Source organism: Qaidamihabitans albus (assembly GCF_016464705.1).
Taxonomy (GTDB): Bacteria; Actinomycetota; Actinomycetes; order Mycobacteriales; family Pseudonocardiaceae; genus Qaidamihabitans; species Qaidamihabitans albus.
This window is the reverse complement of record NZ_JAEHOB010000001.1, coordinates 323,319-348,411: the sequence shown is the minus strand read 5'-3', so window position 1 is coordinate 348,411 and position 25,093 is coordinate 323,319. Positions and strand designations below refer to the sequence as shown.

General features: G+C 71.3%; 23 protein-coding genes. 14 read left to right on the top strand and 9 right to left on the bottom strand.

What is annotated here, in order from left to right:
• Positions 1–112: 112 nt before the first annotated feature.
• Positions 113–754, bottom strand: coding sequence for a helix-turn-helix transcriptional regulator (locus JAP66_RS01725; protein WP_235998705.1), 642 nt, complete (start codon positions 752–754; stop codon positions 113–115).
• A gap of 216 nt (positions 755–970) precedes the next feature.
• Between JAP66_RS01725 and folE the strand changes: the two genes are divergently transcribed.
• The gene (gene folE, locus JAP66_RS01720; protein ID WP_199429512.1) at positions 971–1,570 is read left to right on the top strand and encodes a GTP cyclohydrolase I FolE; all 600 of its coding nucleotides are present in this window, start codon (positions 971–973) and stop codon (positions 1,568–1,570) included.
• Here the strand turns inward: folE and JAP66_RS01715 are convergent.
• Positions 1,551–2,753 (bottom strand): endo-1,4-beta-xylanase, encoded by a 1,203-nt coding sequence (locus JAP66_RS01715; RefSeq protein WP_199429510.1) that lies wholly within the window; start codon positions 2,751–2,753, stop codon positions 1,551–1,553. The two genes, folE and JAP66_RS01715, sit on opposite strands and share 20 nt — an antisense overlap.
• Before the next feature lie 130 nt (positions 2,754–2,883).
• On the opposite strand from JAP66_RS01715, the gene JAP66_RS01710 reads away from it, so the two are divergent.
• Positions 2,884–3,903, top strand: a complete 1,020-nt coding sequence (locus JAP66_RS01710; RefSeq protein WP_199429508.1) for a LacI family DNA-binding transcriptional regulator — start codon at positions 2,884–2,886, stop codon at positions 3,901–3,903.
• Positions 3,904–3,915: 12 nt separating this feature from the next.
• On the opposite strand, the gene JAP66_RS01705 is transcribed toward JAP66_RS01710, so the two are convergent.
• The gene (locus JAP66_RS01705) at positions 3,916–5,520 is read right to left on the bottom strand and encodes a serine/threonine-protein kinase (RefSeq protein ID WP_199429506.1); all 1,605 of its coding nucleotides are present in this window, start codon (positions 5,518–5,520) and stop codon (positions 3,916–3,918) included.
• Between the two features lie 389 nt (positions 5,521–5,909).
• Positions 5,910–6,599: an antibiotic biosynthesis monooxygenase gene (locus JAP66_RS01700; protein ID WP_235998647.1), complete on the bottom strand. Its 690-nt coding sequence runs from the start codon at positions 6,597–6,599 to the stop codon at positions 5,910–5,912.
• Positions 6,600–6,713: 114 nt separating this feature from the next.
• On the opposite strand from JAP66_RS01700, the gene JAP66_RS01695 reads away from it, so the two are divergent.
• Genes JAP66_RS01695 through JAP66_RS01685 form a run of 3 tightly spaced genes read left to right on the top strand, consistent with a single transcriptional unit; the run spans position 6,714 to position 11,149 of the window.
• Entirely contained in the window at positions 6,714–7,280 is a 567-nt protein-coding gene (locus tag JAP66_RS01695) for an NADPH-dependent FMN reductase (RefSeq protein WP_199429504.1), read from the top strand.
• A gap of 47 nt (positions 7,281–7,327) precedes the next feature.
• Positions 7,328–10,072: an ATP-binding protein gene (locus JAP66_RS01690; protein WP_199429502.1), complete on the top strand. Its 2,745-nt coding sequence runs from the start codon at positions 7,328–7,330 to the stop codon at positions 10,070–10,072.
• Between the two features lie 48 nt (positions 10,073–10,120).
• Entirely contained in the window at positions 10,121–11,149 is a 1,029-nt protein-coding gene (locus JAP66_RS01685) for a hypothetical protein (protein WP_199429500.1), read from the top strand.
• On the opposite strand, the gene JAP66_RS01680 is transcribed toward JAP66_RS01685, so the two are convergent.
• Positions 11,119–11,568, bottom strand: coding sequence for an SPW repeat domain-containing protein (locus JAP66_RS01680; RefSeq protein ID WP_199429498.1), 450 nt, complete (start codon positions 11,566–11,568; stop codon positions 11,119–11,121). The genes JAP66_RS01685 and JAP66_RS01680 overlap by 31 nt on opposite strands.
• A 361-nt stretch (positions 11,569–11,929) precedes the next feature.
• On the opposite strand from JAP66_RS01680, the gene JAP66_RS01675 reads away from it, so the two are divergent.
• Together JAP66_RS01675 and JAP66_RS01670 are read left to right on the top strand one after the other, a co-directional pair.
• Positions 11,930–12,844 (top strand): trypsin-like serine peptidase, encoded by a 915-nt coding sequence (locus JAP66_RS01675; protein WP_199429497.1) that lies wholly within the window; start codon positions 11,930–11,932, stop codon positions 12,842–12,844.
• 88 nt (positions 12,845–12,932) lie between these two features.
• A complete protein-coding gene (locus JAP66_RS01670; RefSeq protein WP_199429496.1) occupies positions 12,933–14,501 on the top strand; it encodes a glycoside hydrolase family 13 protein in 1,569 nt (522 codons plus the stop codon).
• 32 nt (positions 14,502–14,533) lie between these two features.
• Here the strand turns inward: JAP66_RS01670 and JAP66_RS01665 are convergent, their stop codons facing one another.
• Positions 14,534–14,998: a DUF6328 family protein gene (locus tag JAP66_RS01665; protein WP_199429495.1), complete on the bottom strand. Its 465-nt coding sequence runs from the start codon at positions 14,996–14,998 to the stop codon at positions 14,534–14,536.
• The gene (locus JAP66_RS01660) at positions 14,995–15,891 is read right to left on the bottom strand and encodes a DMT family transporter (RefSeq protein WP_199430022.1); all 897 of its coding nucleotides are present in this window, start codon (positions 15,889–15,891) and stop codon (positions 14,995–14,997) included. The genes JAP66_RS01665 and JAP66_RS01660 overlap by 4 nt, the downstream gene beginning before the upstream one ends.
• A 138-nt stretch (positions 15,892–16,029) precedes the next feature.
• Between JAP66_RS01660 and JAP66_RS01655 the strand changes: the two genes are divergently transcribed.
• Both JAP66_RS01655 and dusB read left to right on the top strand, forming a co-directional pair.
• Entirely contained in the window at positions 16,030–16,605 is a 576-nt protein-coding gene (locus JAP66_RS01655) for a superoxide dismutase family protein (RefSeq protein ID WP_199429494.1), read from the top strand.
• A gap of 116 nt (positions 16,606–16,721) precedes the next feature.
• A complete protein-coding gene (gene dusB / locus JAP66_RS01650) occupies positions 16,722–17,861 on the top strand; it encodes a tRNA dihydrouridine synthase DusB (RefSeq protein ID WP_199429493.1) in 1,140 nt (379 codons plus the stop codon).
• Here the strand turns inward: dusB and JAP66_RS01645 are convergent, their stop codons facing one another.
• Together JAP66_RS01645 and JAP66_RS01640 are read right to left on the bottom strand one after the other, a co-directional pair.
• Positions 17,862–18,356 carry a GyrI-like domain-containing protein gene (locus JAP66_RS01645; protein ID WP_199429491.1) on the bottom strand — a complete coding sequence of 165 codons (495 nt, stop codon included), beginning with the start codon at positions 18,354–18,356 and terminating at the stop codon, positions 17,862–17,864.
• A gap of 30 nt (positions 18,357–18,386) precedes the next feature.
• Complete coding sequence (locus JAP66_RS01640) at positions 18,387–19,343, bottom strand: sigma-70 family RNA polymerase sigma factor (RefSeq protein WP_199429489.1); 957 nt, start codon at positions 19,341–19,343, stop codon at positions 18,387–18,389.
• A 46-nt stretch (positions 19,344–19,389) separates the two neighbouring features.
• On the opposite strand from JAP66_RS01640, the gene JAP66_RS01635 reads away from it, so the two are divergent.
• The 5 genes from JAP66_RS01635 to phoU all read left to right on the top strand — a co-directional run bounded on the left by JAP66_RS01635 (position 19,390) and on the right by phoU (position 24,884).
• Positions 19,390–20,031: a winged helix-turn-helix transcriptional regulator gene (locus JAP66_RS01635; RefSeq protein WP_199429487.1), complete on the top strand. Its 642-nt coding sequence runs from the start codon at positions 19,390–19,392 to the stop codon at positions 20,029–20,031.
• Between the two features lie 147 nt (positions 20,032–20,178).
• Positions 20,179–20,592, top strand: coding sequence for a VOC family protein (locus JAP66_RS01630; RefSeq protein WP_199429485.1), 414 nt, complete (start codon positions 20,179–20,181; stop codon positions 20,590–20,592).
• 238 nt (positions 20,593–20,830) lie between these two features.
• Positions 20,831–21,610, top strand: coding sequence for a GGDEF domain-containing protein (locus JAP66_RS01625; protein ID WP_372448928.1), 780 nt, complete (start codon positions 20,831–20,833; stop codon positions 21,608–21,610).
• A gap of 994 nt (positions 21,611–22,604) precedes the next feature.
• Positions 22,605–24,113 carry an LCP family protein gene (locus JAP66_RS01620; RefSeq protein WP_199430020.1) on the top strand — a complete coding sequence of 503 codons (1,509 nt, stop codon included), beginning with the start codon at positions 22,605–22,607 and terminating at the stop codon, positions 24,111–24,113.
• A gap of 108 nt (positions 24,114–24,221) precedes the next feature.
• Positions 24,222–24,884 (top strand): phosphate signaling complex protein PhoU, encoded by a 663-nt coding sequence (phoU, locus tag JAP66_RS01615; RefSeq protein ID WP_199429483.1) that lies wholly within the window; start codon positions 24,222–24,224, stop codon positions 24,882–24,884.
• Positions 24,885–25,093: the final 209 nt, after the last annotated feature.

Below are 25,093 nucleotides of genomic sequence, written 5' to 3'. Positions count from 1 at the left end.
GGCGGAGCAGCGGGTGAGCCCCGAGGTCGAGCACATCCTCGGCCGACCGCCACGCACCTTCGCCGAATGGGTCGCGCGCAACGTCGCGGCCTCAAGTGAAGGGACACGCGGATCAGGAGCCGGTGACCGGCCGCCCCAGCCGGACACAGCATTCGCCTGCACGCGGGGCGAGGGTGGCCGCCACGGTCGTGGCTCGCAGCCCGGCGAGAAAGCCTACGAGGAAGGCGTGGTTGATCGCGCAGACCAGCTCCGGCGACCTGGCGGCGAGCGGGTGGAAGGGGCAGTTGAGCAGCCGCACGCAGGTGGACGACTCGCGGGTGGGTTCGAAGCCGTAGCCGGCGAGCACCGCTTCGGCGCGGGTCAGTGCGCGCTCGGTACCGAGCCTGCCCGGGCGGGCGCGTTCCCGCTCGGCCGCGCCGAGACGGCGACCGTGGCTGCCTGCGGTGCGCAGCGCGGCCTGCCGGGCGTTCTCGTCCGCGCCTTCGGTGTCGACGGCTTCGAGCAGGATCTCGGCGAGCAGGTCGTGCTGACGCTGGGGGATGCTGACACGTACGTCCACGCCCGCGGGTTCGTAGACCTTCGGTTTACGCCCCGCCCTGCGGATGCCGCAGGCCGGTTCGAACCCGGCCTGCAGAAGCCCGGCATCGACGAGCTTCTCCAGGTGGAACGCCGCGAGCTTGCGGGAGATCCCGACCGCGGCCGCGGCCTCGTCCCGGTTCACCGGACGCCGGGCACGGCGGATGAACTCGTACATCCCGCGCCGCGACTCGTCGTCCAGCGTGGCGACGGCCGCGATCGAGAAGCCTGGTTCCGCTCCCGTACTCACCCTGCCACCGTAGCGTGGATACGCCAACGGCCGTATACCGCTGCTGGCCGTATCCCGGGACGTGTTGCTTCTTGAGCAAAGTAAAACTAACGTCTTTTAGTGAAATACGGCGTCCAGTCGCACCATCGACCCACGAGGAAGCCCATGCGCCCCGCTGCCGCACTGCGTGTCGTGCACGAACCCGACATCGGCATCGATCTCGACGCCGCCGAACGTGCCGCGGGGCAGTTCCTGCGAGCGCTGGGCATCCCGACCGACTCCGAAAGCCTTTCGGGCACGCCCGGCCGGATGGCCCGCGCCTACGCCGAGCTGTTCACCCCGCGCCCGTTCGACCTGACCACCTTCCCGAACGAGGAAGGCTACGACGAGCTGGTGCTCGCCCGCGCGATCCCGGTGCGCTCGGTCTGCGAGCACCACCTGCTGCCCTTCGTCGGCGTTGCGCATGTCGGCTACTTCCCCGGCGAACGCATTCTCGGACTGTCCAAACTGGCCCGTATCGTCGAGCACTTCGGCTGCCGCCCGCAGGTGCAGGAACGCCTCACCAAGCAGGTCGCCGACTGGCTGGACGAGCACCTGCGCCCGAAGGGCGTCGGCGTGGTGATCGAGGCGGAGCACACCTGCATGACACTGCGCGGTGTTCAGGCCACCGGTTCTCACACCGTCACCTCCACACTGCTGGGCAACCTGCGCCGGGACGCCCGCTCCCGGCAGGAGTTCTTCGCGCTCACCGGCGCCCATCCGTGAACGACGCCGAACGCGGTGCGTGCCCGGGAGCCCAGCCACGCCCCGGCCGCTGCGCGCCGCAGCGCGCGGCCTCCGCGAGCGTGGACCGCAGCGCCCGGTAGGCGGGCTTGCGGGTGAAGTCGTCCCACATCACCGTCGCCGCACCCTGTCCGGAGAAGAACACCGGGACCCACGAGTACTTGTCGGTGAAGCCCCAGATGGTGAACGAGTCACAGCCACTGACGTTCAGGCACGCCTCCAGCGTCCGCCGGTAGTAGTCGGCCTGCTGCGCCAGCTGCTCCTCGGTCGGCTCCCCGCTCTCCGGCAGGTCCATCCGGACGTCGAGCTCCGTGATGGCCGTGGCCAGGCCGAGCCGGTCGAACCGCCGCAGGTTCTCCTCCAGGCTGCCCGGGAAGCCGTACCTGATGCTCAGATGTGCCTGCGCGGAGAACCCGTGCACCGGCACGCCCTGCGCCAGCAGATCCTGGACGAGCGCGTAGTAGGCATCGCTCTTGGCGTTGACGCCTTCGACGTTGTAGTCGTTGAGGAACAGCTCCGCCACCGGATCCGCCTGGTGTGCCCAGCGGAACGCGTCCGCGACGATGCCCGGCCCGAGCTCCCGGATCCAGATGTTGTCCTGCGTCCGCAGGTTGCCGTCGTCGTCGAAGATCTCGTTGGCGACGTCCCACTGCTGGATGCGGCCCGCGTAGCGGCCCACCACGGTCATGATGTGCTCGCGCAGGATCTCGCGCAGCTCGGTCGCCGAGAAGTCGCCCTCCTCCAGCCAGGTCGGATTCTGGCTGTGCCACAGCAGCGTGTGCCCGCGCACGACCTGGCGGTTGGCCTTGGCGAAGCCGACGATGGCATCGGCCATGGCGAAGTCGTAGCGGTCGCGCTCCGGGTGGATGTACTCCCACTTCATCTGGTTCTCGGGCGAGACCGAGCTGAACTCCTTGGCCAGGATCTTGCGGTACGGCCGGTCCGAGGTGAACGGATCCGGGTAGGGCTGCGACTCGTGGTGGCCGCCACCCGCGACGGCCGATCCGATGTGGAAGCCCTTCGGCGCCACCCAGCGCAGGGTGTCGTGCTTGGCGTGCCCCCGGGGCGGGTCGCCCGCAGGCGGCGCGGCGGCGGCCGGTGCGGCGAGGGACACGGCGAGCGCCGCGGCGGCGAGCGAGGCGGTGACGAGGCGGATCGGCTTCATCGACGAGCTCCTACTTTCGGAAAAGTTCCGGAAGTTTCCTGAACGACGGACATTAAGCTGTCCGCGGGGGACCGTCAAGGCACCGCGGCTTCGCGCGCTCGTACGCTGGGCGGGTACGAAGGAGGACCACGTGACCGCCCCCTCGCCTCGCGCCGTCACCATCTCGGCCATCGCCGCGGAGGCGGGCGTGTCCGCGCCGACGGTCTCCCGCGTCCTGAACGGGCGCGGCGACGTGGCCCCGGCGACCCGGGAGCGCATCGAGCAGCTCCTGCGAACCCACGGCTACCAGCGCAGAGGCGCCCGGCAGGGCGAGCGGATCGGCCTGCTCGACCTCGTCTTCAACGATCTCGACAGCCCGTGGGCGGTCGAGATCATTCGCGGGGTCGAGGACGCCGCGCACGCGAGCGGCACCGGGACCGTGGTCTCGGCCATCCACCGGCGGGCCAGCTCGACCCGGCAGTGGCTGGCGAACATCCGCTCGCGGGCCAGCGACGGCGCCATTCTCGTCACGACAGATCTGGACTCGCCCCTGCACGCCGAGCTGCGCGAGCTGCACGTGCCCGCGGTGGTCATCGACCCCGCGGGAGTGCCGGGCCTCGACGTGCCGACCATCGGCGCCACCAACTGGGCGGGCGGGCTCAGCGCCACCGAGCACCTCATCGGCCTCGGGCACCGGCGGATCGGCTTCGTCGCGGGACGCCCGGAGCTGTGGTGCAGCCGTGCCCGCCTCGACGGTTACCGGGCGGGCCTGGAGACCGCCGGTCTCGCGGTCGAGGCCGAGCTGATCGCGCCGGGCGAGTTCGACTACGAGTCGGGTTTCCGCGCCGCCGAGCGGCTGCTCGTCCTCGACGAGCCGCCGACGGCCGTCTTCGCGGCCAGCGACCAGATGGCACTCGGGGTACACGAGGCACTACGCCGGCGGGGCCTGCGGGCGCCGGAGGAGGTCAGCGTGGTCGGCTTCGACGACCTGCCGGAGGCGCGCTGGTCGTCCCCGCCGCTCACCACGGTGCGGCAGCCGATGGCGGAGATGGGCAGGCTCGCGGTGCGTACCGTGCAGCGGCTCGTCCGGGGCGAGGCCATCGAGAGCCCTCGGGTCGAGCTGGCGACCGAGCTCGTGGTGCGGGACAGCACGGGTCCTCCGGCCCGCTGACGACGGGACCGCTCAGTTCCGCTCACCCTTCTTGTCCCGCTCCCCCTTCTCGTCCGCCTCGCCCTTGCGGTCCTCACCCTTCTCGCCCTTCTCGCCCTTCTCGTCCTCCTTGCCCTTGTCCTCCTTGTTGTTCTTGTTGTTCTTGTTGTTCTTGTCGTTGCTGTCGTTCTTGTCGCTGCTGTCGTTGCTGTCGTCCTTGTCCTCGGGCGGTGGGGGCGCGGTGCTCTCGCTGTGCAGGAGGGTGTCGGAGTCGATCAAGAGCGCGTCACCGTCGGTGATCAGGCCGAGCTGGTGGAACTCGGTGACCATGGCCCCGTCGTCCAGGACGAGCTCGGTGCCCACATGCACGGTGCGCTCCCCGGTCTCGCGCGGCTGGGAGACCACGTCCAGCTCGGACACCTTCGCCCACCGGCTCTCGTACTCCTGCCTGCCCTCGGCGCGAAGCCCGGGTCCCAGCCGTGCCCAGGCCGCGCCCGGCCGATCCGGCAGGAGTGCGTAGTACTCGGCGACCGCCCGTTCCAGCTCGGCCGCCGCCACCGGCCGGGTACCGCTCGCCTGCGGCTGCCGCGCGGCGCTCTGCTCACCGGAGTTGAGCTGGGTCAGCAGCAGCACACCGGCCAACAGGGCGACGAGCACGCCCCCCACCACGGCAAACAGCCGCCCGCGCCGGGGCCGGGCGGCCCTGGCCGGCACGGCGTCGAGCCTGGTTCCCGCGGGGCCGGCGGCCGGGACCGCGGCCAGTGGCTGCGTGTGCCAGTCACCCGCGGCACGCGCGAGCGCGTCCGGCACCGGACGGCCCGCGGCCACGGCCCGCGCGGCGTCGCGGACCTGAGCCGCGCCCAGCCGCTCGGCCGGGTCGGGCCGCAACATGCCCAGCAGTACCGGTTCGAGCGGTCCCGCCCGGCGCGGCGGCGGGACGGTGCCCTCCGCCACCCGGTGCAGCAACGCCAGTGAGTTCTCGTCCTCGACACCGAACGGCGGCACGCCCTCCACCGCCGCGTACAGCGTGGCGCCGAGCGAGAAGACGTCGGAGGCGGGCGTCGGCGGGCTACCCCGCGCCGTCTCCGGCGCGAGGTAGGCGGGCGTGCCCGCGACCAGGCCGGAACGCGTGACCGACACGTCGTCGGTGGCATGTGATATGCCGAAGTCGGCGATCTTGGCGACGCCGTCGTCGTCGATCAGGACGTTGCCGGGCTTGATATCGCGATGCACGATTCCCGCGGCATGCGCCGCGGCCAGCGCGGAGGCGACCTGCGTGCCGATGTCGGCGACTACGGCGGGGTCGAGGGCACCCCGCTCGGTGAGCAGGTCGGCGAGGCTGCGCGAGGGCAGGTACTCCATGACCAGCACCGGCAGGCCATGGTCCTCGACGACGTCGTGCACGGCGATCGCGTTCGGGTGCTGCAGCCGCGCGGCGATCCGGCCCTCCCGCATCGCCCGGTGCCGTGCCTCCTCGGCCCGCGCCGGATCCTCGCCCGGCTGCGGCAGCAGCTGCTTGACGGCGACGGCACGGCGCAACCGCTCGTCGTCGGCCTGCCAGACGACGCCCATCGCCCCACTGCCGATACGGCGTCGCAGCCGGTACCGGCCTGCGACCAGGTCACCCACGTCGCTCACCCGACCAGGTTAAGCCAGTGGCTCCGGAGCCCGTCGAACAGTCCGATCGGGAAAGAACAAAAGGAATTCGATGCGGCGAGGCGCAGAAATCCTATTCGAACGTATGCGATGCGGCTTGTTGTTCCCGCATTCGCCGTGACTGATCGTCCGTGGAGGCGGCGCGTTCGCGACGCTGCGAACGCGCCGTTTCCGCGATCCCGCTCAGGCGGCTAGCACTTCCCGCAGCAGCCGCATCCGGGACCGGAACACGAACCACAGCAACCGCATCCACCCATGTGAATCACCGACCTTCCGTGCGCGCGGCACTCTGCCGGTGACCAACGCTAGGCAGGCCGAACATGCCGGGGAACCACTGCCCGGGTGATACATGGCGGTTTCACTATGTAACCTCAGGCCGTCGCGCCCTGGTAGAAGCGGTACCGCGTGACCCGGCTGCGCACCATCCCGGGGTAGTTCTGGACCCGGTCCCACTTCGCGCCCCCGGAGCCGACGCCGTCCCCGGAGGCGGCGAGCGCGTCGATGTGTGCCTGCTCGGTCTCCCATTCCGCGTAGTTGAGCACCCGGGTGCCGTCGGTGCTGGCGTGGAAGTGGCCGGAGATGCCACCGGGATGCGGCGCCGGGTCCGCTTCGAGTGCCTCGAACACCGCGTCGATCCAGTCTCGCTGCCGCCGCGGGTCCGGGCCGTCGAACTCCACCTCGACGAGCACGACGCAGCCGGGCACCCGCGTGTCACCCGGCGTGAACGCGCTCCGGTACAGCTCGTACTCGACGAGTTGACGCCGGTCGATCTCCGGCACCTCGGCGAGGAGGCCGCGCACCCGCTCCGGCGGATCGGTGCGCCTGAACGCGAGCACGGCCTCCCGCCCGGTCCACTGTGAATAGTGCGCCACCCGCTCACCATCGGTGCTCAGCAGCACGTTGTGCGACAGCAGCCCTTCCGGCCACGGCGCGGAGTCCCAGGCACCCAGTGCGGCATCCGCGACCTTGCGCTGCACCTCCGGCGAGCCGACGAACCATTCACTCGCCCAGACCAGGCGGGAGTCGGGGCGGGTGATGTCCGGCATCGTGTTGTTGTCCATACCCGAACGCTAGAAAGCAGGGCGCGCTCGCGGCATCAGTCGACCGACAGATGGCGCGGACGCCGGTCGACCGACAGATGCCCGGGTGCAGGGCCCGTTCCTAGCGTGAGCGGCATGACCGACACGCAGTTGAACCTCGCGATCATCATCGGCAGTACGCGCAAGGACCGGTTCTGCCCGGTACCGGCGAAGTGGTTCGCCGCGGAGGCGGCCGGACACGACGGCATCGAGGTCGACCTGATCGACCTGGCCGACATGGAACTGCCGGACACGCTCGACCACTCCATGGACGTCGCCGCCCTCGGGCCCCGCCTCGCGGCGGCCGACGCGTTCGTCGTCGTGACGCCGGAGTACAACCACAGCTACCCGGCCGCGCTGAAGACGGCGATCGACCACTTCCACGCCGAATGGCAGGCCAAACCCGTCGGCTTCGTCTCCTACGGCGGGATGGCGGGCGGCCTGCGCGCCGTCGAGCACCTGCGCCAGGTGTTCGCCGAGCTGCACGCCACCACCGTGCGCGACACGCTCAGCTTCGCCCAGTTCTGGGACCGCTTCGACGCCGGAGGGCGGCCGAAGGACGCGGAGTCGGCGAGCGCCGCCGCGCGGTCGATGCTGGGGCAGCTCGCCTGGTGGGGCACCGCGCTGCGGGAGGCCCGCGAGGCCCGCCCCTACGCCGCGTGACCGCCGCGCATTGACCTCCACCAAGGTCGAGGTTGCAGCCTGGCGGCATGACGCTGACCGCCATCCGTCCCGCCACCCTCCACGGGCGCGCGGACGCACTGTCCACCATCGAGGAGTTGCTCACCGGCGCCGGCGCCGGCCGCAGCGGCAGCCTCGTCATCCGGGGCGAGGCCGGGGTCGGCAAGTCGGCACTGCTCGATCACGCCGCCGCGGCCGGTGACGGCCTGCGGGTCCTGCGGGGCACCGGCATCGAGTCGGAGGCCGAACTGCCCTTCGCCGGACTGCACCTGTTGCTGCGGCACGTCACCGACCGCATCGACGCGCTGCCACCGGAACAGGCGCAGGCGCTGCGCTGCGCGCTCGGCACCGGAGAGGGCCGCGCCGGCGACCGGTTCACCATCGGGCTCGCCGTGCTGACCCTGCTCGCCGACCTCGCCGACGACCGCCCGGTACTGGCGCTCGTCGACGACGCCCACTGGCTCGATCACGCCTCCGCCGACGTGCTGCTCTTCGCCGCGCGCAGGCTCGAGGCGGACGGCGTAGTCCTGTTGTTCACCGCGCGTGACCTGTACGCGCCGCCGTTCCCCGCGCCGGGCATCCCCGAGCTGCGGCTGGACGGCCTCGACGCGACGGCCGCTGCCGGTCTGCTCGCCGAACACGCGGGCGACCTGCCCCGGCACGTCCGCGACCAGATCGCCGCCGAGGCCGCGGGCAATCCGCTCGCGCTGCTCGAACTGGCCGACGCGCGGCGCGAGGACAGGCTCATGGTCCCGGACGGGCAGCCCTTCCGGGTGCCGGAGCTGCCCACGCACAGCCGTATCCAGCGCACCTTCGCCGACCGGATCGCCGCACTGCCCGAGCGTGCCAGGTCGATCGTGCTGGTCGCCGCCGCCGACGGCACCTGCGACACCGGCACCGTGCTCGCGGCAGGTGAGCTGCTCGGCGCATCCGCCGAGGACCTGCGCGCCGCCGAGGACGCCCACCTGCTGATGTTCACCGACAACTGCCTCGGCTTCCGGCATCCACTCATCCGCTCCGCCGCGTACCAGGGCGCGACGCTGCTGCAACGGATCGCCGTGCACGGCGCGCTGGCCGAGGTGCTGGACGAGGAAACCAACGCCGATCGGCGCGCCTGGCATCTCGCCGCCGCCAGCACCGGACCGGACGAGCAGGTCGCGACCGCGCTGGAACGCAGTGCCGAGCACGCGCGCGCCCGCGGCGGCCACGCGGCCGTCGCCGCCGCGTACGAGCGCGCCGCCAGGCTCAGCCCCGGTCAGGGCGAGCGCGGCAGGCGGCTGGCCGCGGCGGCCACGGCCGCCGCCGACGCAGGGCAGCTCGACCGTGCGTCCGAACTAGCCCGGGAGGCGACGACCCAGCTCACCGACCCCGGCGAGCGGGCCAGGGCCGCGATGGTGCACGCCGCCGTCGCCGTGGAGCGCGACCGGCCGATCGACGCCCACCGGATGCTGGCCGCCGCTGCCCGGCGAGCGAGCGGGCACGCCCCGGAACTCGCCACCACGCTGCTGTTCTGGGCCGTCGACGCCGCCTGGTCGGCAGGTGACCTCGGCGCCGTCGACCGGACCGCGCACGAGGCCGAGGCACTCGGCGCCGACCGGGAAGGCCACGTGCGGACCCTGGCGACCGCCGCGCTGGGCCTGCACCGGCTCAGCCCGGAGGGCCCGCGCGCGTTGCGCCGGCTGCTCGGCAACGCGGACCCGCTGCTCGCCGGGTGCGGCGAAGGCCCGCTGGCGATGCGCGGACGAACGCGGGTCGCCGGCTGGCACCTGCTACTCGGCGACCACCTGGCCGCACACGACATCGCCCTCTCGGTCGAGGCGGACGGCCACGCACAGGGAGCGGTCGGCGTGCTGCCGCACACGCACGCCCTGCTCGCCCGCACCCGGCTGTACCTCGGGCGGCCACGCGAGGCGCTGGCCGGCGCGGCGGAAGGGCTGCGCATCGCGCGGGACACCGGGCAGGCGGAGAGTGCCGCCGAGCTCACGGGCGTGCTGGCCGAGCTCGCGGCCATCGCCGGGGACGGGCAGCGCGTCGCGGAACTGGTGCGGGACGCGTCGCCGGTGCGCGCGGCGAGCGTGCTGAGCCTGCTCGACCTCGGCCTCGGCAGGCACGAGGCCGCATTGGACCGGCCGGCCACACCTGTCCCCGGGCCCGACCGGCTCGCCGTACTGACCGGGCTGCCCGATCTCGCCGAGGCCGCGGTCCGGGCCGGGCGGCCGGACCGGGCGCGGGAGGCGGCAGACGATTTCGGCGCATGGGCCGGGCTGAGCGGCCAGCCGTGGGCGGAGGCGGTCACGCTGCGTCTCCGGGCACTGCTGGCCACCGGGGAGGACAGCGAGCGCAGCTTCGTACGCGCCGTCGAGCTGCATGGCGAGGAGCCGGGACGGCCGTTCGAGCGGGCCAGGACCGAGCTGCTGTACGGCGAATGGCTGCGCCGTGAACGGCGCCGCAGCGAGGCAAGGACGCCGCTGCGTTCGGCGCTGACGATCTTCGAGCGGCTCGGCGCGCGGCCATGGGCAGAGCGGGCCCGCAACGAGCTGCGCGCCACGGGGGAGAGCCTGCACACCGCGGACCGGGCCGCAGGCTCGCTCGACCGGCTGACCCCGCAGGAGCTGCAGGTCGTGCGCCTCGCCGCGCGCGGGCTGAGCAACCGCGAGATCGGCGCGCGGCTCTACCTCAGTCCCCGCACGGCGGGCCACCATCTCTACAAGGCCTACCCGAAGCTGGGCGTCGCCTCCCGGGGTGAACTCGCCACGCTCGACCTGACAGGGTGACCGGGCTGGGTGGGCGGCCCGCTGAGCGAACATGCCAGACTGCCCGGCGTGGAGTATCAACTCACGGCCGAGATCACGGCACCCGTGGACGCGCCCGACCTGGACCCGCTCCAGCAGGCCGGGGTTGTATCGCTGCTGGACACGCGGCTGAACAGCCTCGTCAGCATCGAGGGGCCCGACGGTATGGAGATCGCGCCGGTCGAGCACTCCATCAACGCCCATCCCGGGGGCGCCATCGTCCACTGGCTGCTGGACGCGCCCGCGCTGGTGTTCGCCGAGGACGCCACCAGAACGGTGCTCGAACAGCTGCTCGAAGAGACGGAGCTGCTGATCGGCTGGGAGGTCAAGCACTGTGCGGTGACCGCGACCGACGACCAGCTCGCCAGCGCGCTGGCCGTCGGCGAGGTGCCCGAGAACGGGGAGGTCGTCGAGTTCACCGGGCTGACCGAGGAGGAACTCGCCGAACGGCGGTCCCGGCTGCTCGACGCGTCGAGGCACCTGCGTGCCTTCGGCCTGGACGCCTTCGGGCACGGCGGCGCCGACGGCGTGTCCGCCGAGGAGGCCAGGTACGTGGCCGGCGCCCTTCTGCACGGCGTCGAGATGCTCACCGACGAGCTGTTCGGCGACATCCAGACGCTGGAGGACGAGGACACCACCGCCGACCAGGTGGACGCGCTGTGGGTCCTGGACGAGCTCCCCCAGCAGTTCGCCGCCGGCTACAGCACGCTGTTCGCCAAGCAGTTCCTGGTCGCCACCTCGATCCTCGGCCACCGGCTCACCCGGCCGGGATGGACGCCGCCCCTGTGCACGGCCGAGGCACTCGCCCTGCACATCGCGAAATCCCGGGCGGAGATCGAGCTCGATCTCGCCGAGGTGGTCGACGGCGAGCGGCTCGCCGAGATCTTCGCCGTCTTCGACGAGCACGCATTCGAGAATCGCGACCACGAATCGCTTTACGATTCCACCGGCGATTCAGCCGAAACACCGCCCGTGGAGAACTGGTTCCAGCCGCACCGGCACCTGATCGACGCCGAGACGCTGCATCCCTACCTGACCGACGAGGGCTCGCCCGCCTGACCGGCGGCCCGCTCGGCGGCGCGCTGCCGGTAGGTCATCGTGGCACTCACCGTGCCGAGCACGAGCAGGGCGAGCCCGACCACGACGTCGTTGACGACGGCGTAGCCGGGCTGCCGCGCCGCCGAGTAGTCGAGCACCAGCGGAGCCAGGACCAGCCACGCGCCCAGCACCGCGCTGAGCACGCTGAACCACGGCAGATCGCGCGGCGCCACCACCCGCGTGAACGCGAGCGCGCCGACGACGACGGCGACCGTGACGTCGTTGGTGTCCACCGCGGCGGAGAGCGTGGGGAAGCCGTAGTGCAGCGCGAACGGCGCGAAGCCGAGCCAGACCGCGCACAGGAACATCAGCGAACTCGGCAGACTGGGGGTCGTCCGGCCCTCGGTCGTCGGTCCTGTCCAGAAATGACGACTCGACATTCTTCGCACCTTTCGAGCGTGGCGGGACAACAACCACTTTCGAGTGTGGCACCAGGCGGCGGCCGCGGTCAGTAATAAATATGCGACTCTAACGGTCCGCAATTTCCTTTACGCCCCATTTGGGGCCGGCGCCCGTTCTCGGCCGCGCCGAGCCGAGGATGACCACTGATGGCGAACACGCCGGGTGAGCCCACCTTTCGTCTTAGTCTCGGAGAGTGATTCGAGGCTGACAGCCGGTGAGCCATTAACCGATCACGCGCCGGAATACAAGGCTGCACACGACGATCTCCCGCTAATAGCGTTCGCCGCTATCACCGTCAACCCTGCTCGGTGATTTTCACACTAACGGGAGAGATCAGCCATGAAACGACCTCTCATTCGCTCACTGATCGCGGGCCTCGCCCTGGCCGGCGGGTCCGCGGCGCTCGCCGTTCCCGCCGTCGCCGCCCCGTCCGCCGACGCGGCGGCCGACAGGGCCGTGGTCCGCCACGAGGCGGCCACGACGAAGGGCGAGCAGTCCCGCGTCAGTGCCTACTGGACCGCGGAACGGATGGCGGAGGCGCTGCCCGCCGACGTCCGGTTCGCCGAGGCGGGCAAGAAGGCGCCTGCGGCCAAGAAGGCGAGGGCGGCCGCCGTTCCGGAGAACCCGCAACCCCGGCTGGGCAAGGTGTTCTTCACGCTCGGCGGGCAGAACTACGTGTGCTCCGGCACGGCGACCAGCAGCAGCAACGCCGACGTGGTGACCACGGCGGGACACTGCCTCAACGAGGGCCCCGGCGCGTTCGCGACCAACTTCGCGTTCGTGCCCGCATATGACAACGGCTCCCGGCCGTACGGGACGTGGACGGCCGAGCGGCTGGTCACCACCTCTCAGTGGGCGAACTCGGGAGACTTCAACTACGACGCCGGGTTCGCGGTGATGAACGAGAACTCCAGCGGGCGCAGCCTCACCGACGTGGTGGGTGCCTACCCGATCGCGTTCAACCTCGCGCGAGGGCTGAGCTACACCGCGTACGGCTACCCGGCCGCGCGTCCGTTCGACGGCGAGTCGCTGTACTCGTGCTCGGGCACGGCCCGGCCGGACCGCGTCGGCGGCTCCAACGACCAGGGCCTGACCTGCGACATGACCGGCGGCTCGTCGGGCGGCGGCTGGCTCACCAGTGGCCGGATCAACTCGGTGAACAGCTTCAAGTACACCTCCGACCCCTCGACGATGTACGGGCCGTACTTCGGCTCCACCATCCAGTCCGCCTACAACGCGGCCGCGACCGCCTGACACCGGTTCCGCGTACGGCCGCCGTCATCGCACCGGAGGCGATGGCGGCGGCCGTACCGTGGGCGGGACACGAGTCGAGGGGTGGTCTATGAGCTGGTGGCACTCCGCCGTCATCTACCAGGTCTACGTCCGCAGCTTCGCCGACGGCAACGGCGACGGCGTCGGCGATCTGGCCGGGGTGCGCGACCGGCTCGGCCACCTCGTCGATCTCGGGGTGGACGCACTGTGGATCACGCCGTTCTACACCTCGCCGATGGCCGACGGCGGCTACGACGTCGCCGACTACCGCGCGGTGGACCCGCTGTTCGGCGACCTGGCCGAGGCGGAGGCGCTGATCGCCGACGCCCACCGGCTCGGGCTGCGCGTGATCGTGGACATCGTGCCCAACCACACCTCCGCCCAACATCCCTGGTTCGTCGAGGCGCTGTCGGCCGGGCCCGGCTCGCGGGCCCGCGAGCGCTACATCTTCCGTGACGGCGTGGGGGACCGGCCGCCCAACGACTGGGAGTCGGTGTTCGGGGGTCCAGCCTGGACCCGGGTGCCGGACGGCCAGTGGTACCTGCACCTGTTCGACCCGGCGCAGCCGGACCTGAACTGGCGGAACCCCGAGGTGCACGCCGAGTTCGCCGACGTCCTGCGGTTCTGGCTCGACCGGGGGGTCGACGGCGTCCGCATCGACGTGGCACACGGCATGGTGAAGGCCGACGGCCTGCCGGACGCGGGCCGGACCGGACAGAGCGCGTTGCTCGGTTCGGCGGAGCTGCCGTACTTCGACCAGGACGGCGTGCACGAGATCTATCGCGAGTGGCGCAAGATCCTCGACTCCTATCCGGGCGAGCGCATCGGTTTGGCTGAGGCGTGGGCGCCCAGCGCCGGGCGGCTGGCGCTCTACCTGCGTCCCGACGAGCTGCACCAGGCGTTCAACTTCCACTACGTGAAGGCGGAATGGTCGGCCGCGCAGTTCCGCACCGTGATCGAGGAGTCCCTCGACGCCGTGGCGCGGGTCGGCGCGCCGTGCACGTGGGTGCTCTCCAACCACGACATCGTGCGGCACGTGACCCGCTACGGCGGTGGGGAGACCGGCCTGCGCCGCGCGCGGGCGGCGGCGCTGCTGACGCTGGCGCTGCCCGGTTCGGTCTACGTGTACCAGGGCGAGGAGCTGGGGCTGCCCGAGGTGACCGACCTGCCGGACGAGGTGCTCGCCGATCCGCAGTGGCGGCGCTCCGGCTACACCGAGCGTGGCCGCGACGGCTGCCGGGTGCCGATCCCGTGGTCGGGCGGCGAGCCGCCGTTCGGCTTCGGCGCCTCGTCCTGGCTTCCGCAGCCCGCCGACTGGGCCCGGCTGACCGTGGCGGCACAGCGACCGGACCCGGAGTCGACGCTGTCGCTCTACCGCGCGGCCCTGCGGCTGCGCCGGGAGCTGCCCGCCGCGCCGCTGCGCTGGGCCGAGACCGGCCCGGACGTGCTGGCGTTCCACCGGGGGACGGGCTTCACCTGCACGGTCAACTTCGGCTCGGCACCGGTGACGATGCCCCGGCCGGGGCGGCTGCTGCTGACCAGCACAGCCAGGTCGGAGTTCGGCGGCACCGGCCGTACCGTCACGCTGCCGCCGGACAGCGCGGCGTGGTGGACCGAACCCGCGCCCTCACCCTCGTGAGTGCCTACCCGAGTTAGAACTCATGTGCGCACTCACGAGGCGCCGGGCCTCCGGAGGCGGTACGGCATCACGAACCACAGCGTCACGAACATGGCTCCGATGGGCACGCCGACCGCGGCCATCGCGATCGGCCCGTAGACGACCTTGGCGATGAGGCCGACGGTGAGTGTGACCGCGACGGAAAGGCAGCCGAGGCCCGCGAGCACCAGCCGGTTGCCCACCCGCAGGATCTCGTCGCGGCTGCCGGTTCGGAAGAGCACCCGGTGCCAGACGGCGGGCGCGGTGAGCAGCGCCGTGGCCGCCGCCGTGAACACCACGGTGATCAGGTGCAGCGCCTTCTCGAACCCGCTGGCGTCGCGGAACGTGCTGGTGAAGGCGACCGCGAGCAGGAAGCCGAACAGGATCTGCACACCGGCCTGGGCCACGCGCAGCTCGCCGAGCAACTCGTTGACGTTACGGGCGAGCCGCTGGTGCCGGGGCTCCTCGCTCGGGCTCATCCGGCCACCCCCGCCAGCTCGGGCTCGGCCACGACCGGCGCCCGCCGTGCCCGGCGCTCGTGCCAGCCCAGCGCGGTGATCGAGACGACCACGACCACCAGTCCGAGCCACTGGGTCGGCGTCAGTGTCGCGTTCAGGAAGGACACGCCGATGATCGCCGCGGTGGCCGGGAACGCCAGTTCCGCCAGCGTCGCCCGAGCCGCCGGGGTGGCCCGGAGCCCGACGTAGTAGAGGCTGAGCGCGAGCAGTCCCGGCACCAGCGCGAGCAGGACGAGGCCGACGGCGTTGTCCCGGCTCACGGCGAACTCGTTGCCCGTGCCGAGGACGATGAGCGCCGCGAAGGGCAGGCCGATCGAGAACCGCAGCGCGGTCACGTCCCGCGGGCGCAGCCGCGTCGAGACCAGCCTGCCGAGCACGGTGCCGGCCGCCCACAGTGCCGCCGCGCCGAGCGCCAGCAGTGCGGCACGCAACGCGGTGACCCGCACGTCCAGCGGATCGGCGAAGGCCAGCAGCCACGCACCCAGCACCGCAGGCACGGCGAACAGCAGGTAACCGGGCCGCAGCCGCTCGCCGAGCACGACGAAGGCCGCCAGCACCGCGAACAGCGGCTGCAGCTTCTGCAGCACCAGCGGGGTCACCGGGTCGCCCGCCTGGAAGGCGGCGGTGAACAGCGCCGTCGCCAGCGCAGAGGAACCGCCCCCGATCACGAGCACCGCGGCCCATTCCCGCGGCCCGCACCGGCTCAGCGACCGCACGGCGGCGGGTAACAGCGGCAGCAGGACGACCGCCACGAGCAGGTGCTCCCAGAACACGACGGTCGCGGCCGGCAACGCGTCGGCCAGCGGCAGCCGGAGCAGCCCGTCCGTGCCCCACAGCGCCGCGGCGATCGCCACCAGCCAGGTCCGGTCCGTCTTCACGGACCCAGGTTACGAGCCTCCGGTGCACGGTGGGCTCGCCGTACCAGCCAGTGGGAGGTCCCCCACATCCTTCGCCGAGTTGCGAACGCACGTCATGTCTGGTTTAGGGGAGGCATGAAACGACTTCTCCCCGCTACCGTCACCGCATTCGCCGCCGCCTCCGCGCTGGTGCTCGCCGGGGCCGGACAGGCGGCCGCGACTCCCGCCGGGTCGGGCGGCCCGGTCACCATCGAGCACGGCAAGTTCGGTGAGTACCGCGAGGGACGCACCGCCGTGACCTACGACGCCGAACTCGTGCCCGAGGGCGCGCGGGCGGGTGTGTTCGCGGTCTCCAAGTCCGCCTTCGGCACGCGCACCGCGCTCCACGTGTCCGGGCTCGTGCCGAACCGGGAGTACGGCGCCCACGCGCACACCGAGCCCTGCGGTGAGACCGGCTCCGCGGCCGGACCGCACTTCCAGCACGTGCAGGGCCCCTCCGACGACCCCGCCTTCGCCAACCCGGAGAACGAGATCTGGCTCGACTTCACCACCCGCGCGTCCGGCAACGGCTTCGCGATGTCGAGCGTCGAGTGGGCGTTCGGCGAGCGGCGGCCGCAGTCGATCGTCATCCACGACCACCACACCTCCACCGCGCCAGGCGAGGCAGGCGATGCCGGTGACCGGCTCGCCTGCATCAACGTGGACTTCTAGGCGCCCGGAGGTGCCGCGACGGCGTCGTCCGGCGTTCTGAACGCGGAACTCGTGCTCCTGTACGCAGGACTCGCGGGTAGGAACGGGGGACTCGCCGTGCCTGCGACAATGGAGGCGTGACCGCAGCTCTGACCAAGCCCGCCCTGCGGATCGGCCCCTACGAGGTCGATCCGCCGGTGGTGCTCGCGCCGATGGCGGGCATCACCAACGTGGCGTTCCGCAGGTTGTGCCGCGAGTACGGCGCCGGACTCTACGTGTGCGAGATGATCACCGCCCGCGCCGTGGTCGAGCGTCACCCCGGCACCATGCACATGATGTCGTTCGACGAGGGCGAGTTCCCCCGGTCGATGCAGCTCTACGGCGTCGACCCCGCGACGATGCGCGAAGCCGTGAAGATCGTGGTCAGCGAGGGCCTCGCCGACCACGTCGACGCCAACTTCGGCTGCCCGGTGAGCAAGGTGACCCGCAAGGGCGGGGGCGCGGCGCTGCCGTACAAGCGCAGGTTGTTCGGCGAGATCGTCCGGGCCTCCGCCGAGGCGGCCGCGGCCGAGGGCGTCCCATTCACGGTGAAGTTCCGGGTGGGCATCGACGAGGACCACCACACCTACCTCGACGCGGGCCGGATCGCCGAGGCCGAGGGCGCCGCCGCGGTGTCCCTGCACGCGCGGACGGCGGCGCAGCGCTACTCCGGCCAGGCGGACTGGAGCCACGTCGCCCGCCTCAAGGAAGCCGTCACCACGATCCCCGTACTCGGCAACGGGGACATCTTCGCGGCGGACGACGCCCTGCGCATGATGGCCGAGACCGGCTGCGACGGCGTCGTCGTCGGCCGCGGCTGCCTCGGCAGGCCGTGGCTGTTCGGCGAGCTCGAAGCCGCTTTCCAGGGCAGGCCGGTGCCCGAGGGGCCCCGGCTCGGCGAGGTGGCCCGCGTGCTGCGCAGGCACGCCGAGCTGCTCATCGAGCACGACGGGCCGGACAAGGCCATGCGCGACCTGCGCAAGCACATGGCGTGGTACTTCATGGGCTTCCCGGTCGGCTCCGAGCTGCGCCGCGGGTTCGCCACGGTGTCCGCGCTCGACGAGCTCGACGAGCTCATCGCCCAGCTCGACCCCGACGTGCCGTTCCCGGCCGACGCCCTCGGCCCGCGCGGGCGCCAGGGCTCGCCCGGCAAGGTCACCCTGCCGCACGGCTGGCTGAACGACCCCGACGACCCATGCGTGCCGGAGGGCGCGGACATGATGCACTCCGGCGGCTGATCAGCCGCCGGAGAGCCGGATCGCCACCTCCGTCTCCCATTGCGCCGGGTCGGGCTGGACCTGCGGGTCGGTGCGGAACACCTCCAGCCTGCAGCCCCAGTGCTCCCCATCGGCGGCCGTCGTGCGGTCGAGCCGCAGGCCTTTCCGGCCCGCCCACTCCAGCAGCGCGGCGTTGACGTCGAACAGGGCGTCCGGATGGCCCCGGTGGAGCACCGTCGCGTACCTGCCCTCCGGCAGAGTCCCCAGGAACAGGTCGCTTTCGGTCGGCACGTCCGCCGCCACGGGCACCCCGGCCTGGACCACGTGCCGGCCGTCCCCGACGACCTCGAACCGGTAGAACGGCGGCCCCTCGGGCCCGGTGCCCTGCCCGGCGAGAAACGCAAACAGCTCCGGGACACGGGCGTTCAGCTCGCCGAAGGCCCGCCCGCTGACGTGGTGCCGGACGCCGACGTACCGCAGCGGGGCCCGGTGCTCGATGGTGGGTCGGATGTCCATAACAGGTGGTACGACGGGGCGGCCGAAAACTCAGCGCAACCGGGCGGGCAGATCGAACCGGGGGAACAGTCCGGCCGAGCCGAGGAACGTGGTCGTCCCGGTGATGTGGTCGTCCACGACGTCCAGCAGCACGAGCGCGAACGGTTCCAGACCGTCCGCACCGGGCCGGTACTGCCCGAACGCGGGCCTGCCGTTGGCCTCGGTGGGCACGAGCCGGTCGCCCGCGCACGCATCGCCCCCAGCCTCGAACACCTGCCGGATGTCGGCGCGGCCACGCAGCCACCAGGCGAACGGTGGCATCGACATCGTCGCGTCCTCGTGCAGCAGCGCGGTGAGCGTGTCGACGTCGTGCCGCTCGAACGCCGCGACGTAGCGGGCGAGCAGGTCCCGTTGCCTCTCGTCGAGCGGACGCAGCGGCTCGGCAGGCGCGGAGTCGACGTCCGCCAGGGTCGCCCTGGCACGCTGCAGCGCGCTGTTCACGGCGGCGACCGTGCCGCCGAGCAGCCCCGCGACCTCGGCGGCCCGCCAGCGCAGGACGTCCCGGAGGATCACCACCGCGCGCTGACGGGGTGGCAGGTGCTGCAGTGCCGCGACGAACGCCAGCCGGATCGACTCCCGCAGCACCGCGGCCTCGGCCGGGTCGGCATGCGGGGGCAGCACCCGGCTCTCCGGGACGGGCTGGACCCACGTGCTCTCCGGCAGCGGCGCGCCCAGCGCCCCGCCGGGCCGGGACGGCAGCCCCAGATCCATTGCCAGCGCGCGGCGCTGGCTGCTCGACAGCATGTCGAGGCAAACGTTGGTCGCGATCGAGTACAACCAGGTGCGCAGGCTCGCCCGCCGCTCGTCGTACCGCTCGAACGCCCGCCAAGCGCGCAGCAACGTTTCCTGCACGGCGTCCTCCGCCTCGAACGCCGAACCCAGCATCCGGTAGCAGTAGCCGGTCAGCCCGGCACGGTACGGTTCCAGTTGTGCGACCGTAGTTTCCATGAGCAAGTAGACTCTCTGCAGAGAATAAGACGCTACAATAAGTACCATGGCCAAGCGACAGTACGGACAGTTCTGCGGGCTGGCGCACGCCGCGGACCTCGTCGGTGAGCGGTGGACCCTGCTGATCGTTCGCGATCTGCTAGTCGGCGCCAAGAGATTCACCGACCTGCGACGCGGACTGCCCCGCATTCCGACGAACGTGCTCTCCAGCCGGCTCAAGCAGCTGGAAGGCGCCGGGGTCATCCAGCGCCGAGTGCTGCCGCGGCCGGACGGCTCCGTGGTTTACGAACTCACCGACTACGGCAACGAACTGGAGGCGATCGTGCTCGCGCTCGGCCGGTGGGGGGCGCGCACGATGGGCGAACCGGGCCCTGAGGACATCGTCACGCCGGACTCGCTGGTGATGGCCATGCGCTCGACGTTCCGCCGGGAGGCGGCACTCGGCCTCCAGGCGAGCTACGAGCTGCGGGTCGGCGACGTGGTCGTGCACCTGCGCATCGACCACGGCGAGCTGAAGGTGGCGGCGGGTGCCCAGGCGGACGCGGATCTGGTCATCGAGGCCGGACCGGCGATCAGGTCGCTGCTGGCGGCCGAGCTCACGCCCGCCGAGGCGGTCGAGAGCGGGAGCGTCCGGGTCACCGGGGACACCGCCCTGCTGGACCGCTTCGCCGAGGTCTTCCGGATCTGAGCAGCCTGGTCACCTCTCGTGAGTGCGCACACGAGTTCTAACTCGCGTAGCCACTCACGACCGATGAGTCAACTCTTGACAAGCGTGGTTGCTTTTAGCAAGCTTGCTCTCAAGCAACCGAGCAGTCGAGAAGAATCGAGGCACCTGATGTCCGCTGCACCCACCAAGGTCTTCATCAACCTCCCCGTCCAGGACCTGGGCAAGTCGATCGCCTTCTTCGAGCAGCTCGGCTTCTCGAACGACAAGAACTTCACCGACGAGAACGCTGGGGCCATCGTCATCAGCGACACCATCCACGTGATGCTGCTGAAAGAACAGTTCTTCCAGACGTTCACCAAGAAGGAGATCGCCGACGCCACGAAGTCGACCGAGGCGATCGTGTGCCTGAGCGCCGAGAGCAGAGCGGCGGTCGACGAGCTGGCCGACAAGGCGCTCGCAGCGGGCGGGCAGCCCGCGAACGACCCGCAGGACCACGGGTTCATGTACGGCCGCAGCTTCCAGGACCTCGACGGGCACCACTGGGAGATCATGTGGATGGACCCCTCCGCGGCGCAGCAGTAGGCAGAGCAGGCGACAGTAAGCGACGACAGTAACCGACACAGCCATACGCCCCGCCTCGAACGAGTGGTGGAACCGTTCGGCGGGGCGTATGGCTGCGCACCGTGTCCGTCCCCCACCACACCGTCCGGCTACCCGTCGTCCCCTTGAGCGATATTCGCCTTTCGGCCGTCCCCAGCGCGGCGCCGTGCTGTCTCTACAGACGACAACCGATGCATCGGGCAGCGCGACGGAGGCCGGCGTGGTGGTACGAAACAGGGCGCAGGACGGCGTGGAAGCCCGTGACTGCACAGACCTGCTCGCGGTGCACGAGTCCGTCGCGGACATGTTCGCCGCACAGGGAAACTGGCGAAGGGCCTACGAGCACCTGCGCTCGGCCCTCGACCTGGCCCGCGAGACCCGGTCCCCGCAGCCGCACGTGCCCGAGCAGTACCGGCACGAGGTCGAGCAACTGCGCCGCGAGAGCCTGACCGACGCCCTCACGGCGACGTTCAACCGCCGCTACCTCGACCGCCGCCTCGTCGATCTCCCCGCACCCGCGATCGCGCTGGTCGATTTGGACCTGTTCAAGCGGGTCAACGACACGTACGGCCACCAGGTCGGCGACCAGGTACTCCGCCTGGTCGTCGCCCTGTTGCAGCAGAGCCTGCCGCCGAACGGCTTCTGCGCCCGCTACGGCGGTGAGGAGTTCGTGCTCGTGCTTCCCGACACCGGACTACGCGCCGCCGTCATGATCGCGGAGCGTGCTCGCGCCCGCGTCGCCGCGCATACCTGGTCACGCCTGCGTCATGGCCTCGAAGTGACGATCAGCGCCGGGGTCGCGCTCCGCGCGGACACCCCCGGTGACCCGCAGGAACAGCTCATCGAGGCCGACTCCATGCTCTATGCGGCCAAGCGCGCCGGACGCAATCTGGTCGCCTACCGGGAACGTGAGCGCATCGACACGGTGCGCACTGTCCGTGGCGTACCGTTCGGCCATGCCCGCGAATGGAACTGCGCGGCATCCCTCGACCGTGGCTGACCTCGGGACGATAGAACAACTCTGCGTAAAAAACTCACGGCATGGTGTCGTCACGAACGGCGGGTATCCGTACGATAACGAACGCTGCCCGCCGGGCGATCAGACTCAGCGGGAGAACCTTGCTGAGAAAGGCTGCCACGGCACCACCACGCCGGATTGAGAAACCGGCGACCTGATCGGACCGACTGCGAAGGGAGACTGCGTGTCAGAGGACCGCAACGCTCCCGGCGAGAGTTCGCAGGCCGACGAGTGGCGCGCCCAAGCCCAGCAGAACCGCCGGGCAGCGGAGCGCAGGCGGCGCCGCTCCATGGAGGGCCAGGGCGGCATCAGCGTTTCCGAGGTGGTCGCCCGGCACACCGGCAGACGGCCACAGTTCGAGACCGGGCAGCAGCCGGTGCCACCGAAACCGGTGAGCAGGCCGCCCGAGCGGCCTGCCCCACCGCCCGCCGCCGAACCGCAGCGTCCTGTCCGCCCACGGCGGCCACCTGCCGCAAGACCGGACGAGCCGCCGCGGCGGCGTCCGCCGATGAACTCCGGACCGTTCCCGTCCGAGGCTCCGCAGGCACCACCGCCGCGGAGGCAGCCGCCGCAGGCCGCGCCACCGGCACCGGCGCCGCCACGGGTGAGCCCCGCGCCCCGGCCGGAGCCGCCGCGGGCCGAACCGCCACGCCCGGAAGCACCACGCCCGGAACAACAGCGCCCGGAACAGCATCCGTCCCGCGCGGAGCCCGCCCGCCCGGACGTGCGGCGCCCTGGCCGGCCGGTCCCCCCGCCGCCGGTGGTCGCACCGCCGCGCCGGGAGCCGCCCGCCGAACCGGTCCGGAACAGGAGCGGCCGGAACATGGCCGGGCCCGTTCCACCGTTACCCGAGAGCGAGCCGCCGACCCGGCGCACGCCGCCGCCGCCGCCGAAGCAGCCACCGCCGGTCGCACCGCCGCCGCGGCCCCGGCGCCCCATGGAGCGGCCGAAGCCGTCGCTCGAGGACCGGCTGACGATGACGGACCAGCTGGAACCGGTCGACGACGCCACGAAGTACCGCCGCAAGATCGATGACTCGCTGGCCCGCTTCTCCGCCGCACATGACGAGCTCGAAGCCGAGGAGCGGCAGCGCAGGCAGCGCCGGGAGCGGCTGGCCGAGCGGCTGGACCAGACCCGGACGAAGCTGCAGCGGGTGGTGTCCGCGACCTCGCAGCGGCTGCCGAAGCCCCTGCTCGCCGGTCACCCCGAAAACGCCGAGAACGACGCGAACGACGCGGACAGCGAGAACAACGCCGCCGCCGTCGATCCGGACCGCACCACGCGCAGCGTGCCTGCCGATGCCCCGCCGCCACGGCCCGCGCTTTCCGGGCGGGACCGCGAGAACCACGACTCCGGCACCGGCGGAGCGGGCCAGACGCGCCTGCAGGAGAAGAAGGAGCGGCGTGGCCGCCGCGTCGGCCGGGCCGGACGGATCACCGCGGTCGTGGCCGCCGCGCTGGTGTTCCTCGCGACCGGCGCGGCCTGGGGCACCAAGACGTGGTTCAACGCGAAGTTCACCGAGATCCTCGCGCTGGACGAGAACTCGGCCGACATCCGCAACGCCTCGGCACAGCTGGGCGACGAGAACTTCCTCATCATCGGCTCGGACACCCGGGAGGGCGCCGAGCTCGAGGACAACATCGGGGACACGGGCGGCGTCCCAGGAGCGCGCTCGGACACCATGATGCTGGCGCACGTTCCCAAGGATCGCGACCGCGCCGTGGTGGTGTCGTTTCCCCGGGATCTCGAGGTCAGCCGCCCGGACTGCGCGCGCTGGAACCCCGAGACGGGCGAGTACGGCGAAGTCGTCGCGGGCGGCGACCAGGTGAAGCTGAACACCGCCTTCGCGGTCGGCGGCCCCCGGTGCATCACGAAGGTGGTCCAGCAGCTGTCCGGAATGAAGATCAACCACTTCGTGGGTATCGACTTCCAGGGCTTCAAGGGCATGGTCGACGCCGTCGACGGCGTGCCGGTGCACGTCGACGAGCCGATGCGGGACGCCGAGCTCGGAATGATCATCTCCCAGACCGGGGACGTCGTGTTGCGCGGCGACCAGGCCCTGAACTTCGTCCGCGCCCGCAAGGTGTACGGCGACCCCACCTTCTCCGACTACGGCCGGATGCAGCGGCAGCAGGAGTTCATGTCCTCGCTGCTCAAGACCACGATGTCGCGCAAGGTGCTGCTGGACATGGGCAAGCTGACCGACTTCGTCAACGCGTTCGCCGCCTCCACCTTCGGCGAGAACATCGGCGTCGACCAGTTGCTGACGCTGGCCCAGTCCATGCGTGGCCTGGACGCGGGCAGCGTGGTCTTCATGACCGTGCCGACGGTCGGGGAGGCCAATGAACGCGGCAACGAGGTCCTGCTGGAGAAGGACACCGGCGAGCTGTTCCAGGCGCTGATCCAGGACACGCCGCTGCCCGGCGAGGAGCCCGAGCCCAGCAGCCCACCCACCGTGACCGGCCAGCAGGCCGCGCCCGCATAGCCGAACCGGCCCGGCACCACAACTGGAGCCGAACATGTAAGCCCGCATTCATGTCCGGTTCACTCCGCGGCCCGGCACCGGTGCTGCACTGGACGTAAAGTGGCGGCCATGCGCGAGGCTTACCACGTTGAACTCGAAAACCTGGCGAACAACCTGGCCGGGATGTCCAGCCAGGTCGCCGACGCCATGGAGCGGGCGACGCGGGCCATGCTGGAGGTCGACCTGGAGCTGGCCGAGCAGGTCATCAGCGACGACGTCAAGGTGGACGACGCACGAGCCGAGTGCGAGGAGCAGGCCTACGCGCTGCTCGCGTTGCAGGCTCCGGTGGCCACCGACCTGCGTACCGTGCTCGCTGCCATCCACGCGGCCGAGAGCCTGGAGCGCATGGGCGATCTGGCCTTGCACGTCGCGAAGGCGGCCCGCCGCAGACATCCCGAGCCGGTGCTGCCGGACGCGGTGCGCTCGTACTTCTCCGAGATGGGCGAGGTCGCCGTCCGGCTGGCCAGGCAGGCGGAGCAGGTCATCAAGACCAGGGACGTCGACGCGGCCCGCACCATCGAGTCCGACGACGACCGGGTCGACGACCTGCACCGGCACCTGTTCACGGTGATCATGGACAAGGAGTGGCCGCACGGCGTCGCCTCCGCGGTGGACGTGACCCTGCTCGGCCGCTTCTACGAGCGCTATGCCGACCACGCCGTCTCGGTGGCCAGGCGCATGGTGTTCGTCGTCACCGGAAAGATGCCGGGCTACACCAGCGACGACATCTGATCTCGTGAATGCGGAGACGAGTTCTCACTCGCCGCAAACACTCACGAGCCTGTTGCTTACCTGACGTCCACCTTTTGTATGACGGCCTTCACACTCCATGACAACACACAGTTACGTCTCTGTGATGTAGCCGTGACGACGCTTTCTTGTCGGGCTTCATTCATGTTTCGTTCACCCGCACTGCCCTGCGGTGTCATGTCCCGCACTTA

Excerpts from the sequence above, each read along its gene's own strand:
- JAP66_RS01645 (WP_199429491.1), bottom strand. The coding sequence starts at position 18,356 with ATGGACATCCGACCCACCATCGAGCACCGGGCCCCGCTGCGGTACGTC.
- JAP66_RS01700 (WP_235998647.1), bottom strand. The coding sequence starts at position 6,599 with ATGGACAACAACACGATGCCGGACATCACCCGCCCCGACTCCCGCCTG.
- JAP66_RS01695 (WP_199429504.1), top strand. The coding sequence starts at position 6,714 with ATGACCGACACGCAGTTGAACCTCGCGATCATCATCGGCAGTACGCGC.
- JAP66_RS01690 (WP_199429502.1), top strand. The coding sequence starts at position 7,328 with ATGACGCTGACCGCCATCCGTCCCGCCACCCTCCACGGGCGCGCGGAC.
- JAP66_RS01640 (WP_199429489.1), bottom strand. The coding sequence starts at position 19,343 with ATGGAAACTACGGTCGCACAACTGGAACCGTACCGTGCCGGGCTGACC.
- JAP66_RS01620 (WP_199430020.1), top strand. The coding sequence starts at position 22,605 with ATGACGGACCAGCTGGAACCGGTCGACGACGCCACGAAGTACCGCCGC.
- folE (WP_199429512.1), top strand. The coding sequence starts at position 971 with ATGCGCCCCGCTGCCGCACTGCGTGTCGTGCACGAACCCGACATCGGC.
- phoU (WP_199429483.1), top strand. The coding sequence starts at position 24,222 with ATGCGCGAGGCTTACCACGTTGAACTCGAAAACCTGGCGAACAACCTG.
- JAP66_RS01665 (WP_199429495.1), bottom strand. The coding sequence starts at position 14,998 with ATGAGCCCGAGCGAGGAGCCCCGGCACCAGCGGCTCGCCCGTAACGTC.
- JAP66_RS01670 (WP_199429496.1), top strand. The coding sequence starts at position 12,933 with ATGAGCTGGTGGCACTCCGCCGTCATCTACCAGGTCTACGTCCGCAGC.
- JAP66_RS01635 (WP_199429487.1), top strand. The coding sequence starts at position 19,390 with ATGGCCAAGCGACAGTACGGACAGTTCTGCGGGCTGGCGCACGCCGCG.
- JAP66_RS01675 (WP_199429497.1), top strand. The coding sequence starts at position 11,930 with ATGAAACGACCTCTCATTCGCTCACTGATCGCGGGCCTCGCCCTGGCC.
- JAP66_RS01715 (WP_199429510.1), bottom strand. The coding sequence starts at position 2,753 with ATGAAGCCGATCCGCCTCGTCACCGCCTCGCTCGCCGCCGCGGCGCTC.
- JAP66_RS01725 (WP_235998705.1), bottom strand. The coding sequence starts at position 754 with ATGTACGAGTTCATCCGCCGTGCCCGGCGTCCGGTGAACCGGGACGAG.
- JAP66_RS01655 (WP_199429494.1), top strand. The coding sequence starts at position 16,030 with ATGAAACGACTTCTCCCCGCTACCGTCACCGCATTCGCCGCCGCCTCC.
- JAP66_RS01630 (WP_199429485.1), top strand. The coding sequence starts at position 20,179 with ATGTCCGCTGCACCCACCAAGGTCTTCATCAACCTCCCCGTCCAGGAC.
- JAP66_RS01680 (WP_199429498.1), bottom strand. The coding sequence starts at position 11,568 with ATGTCGAGTCGTCATTTCTGGACAGGACCGACGACCGAGGGCCGGACG.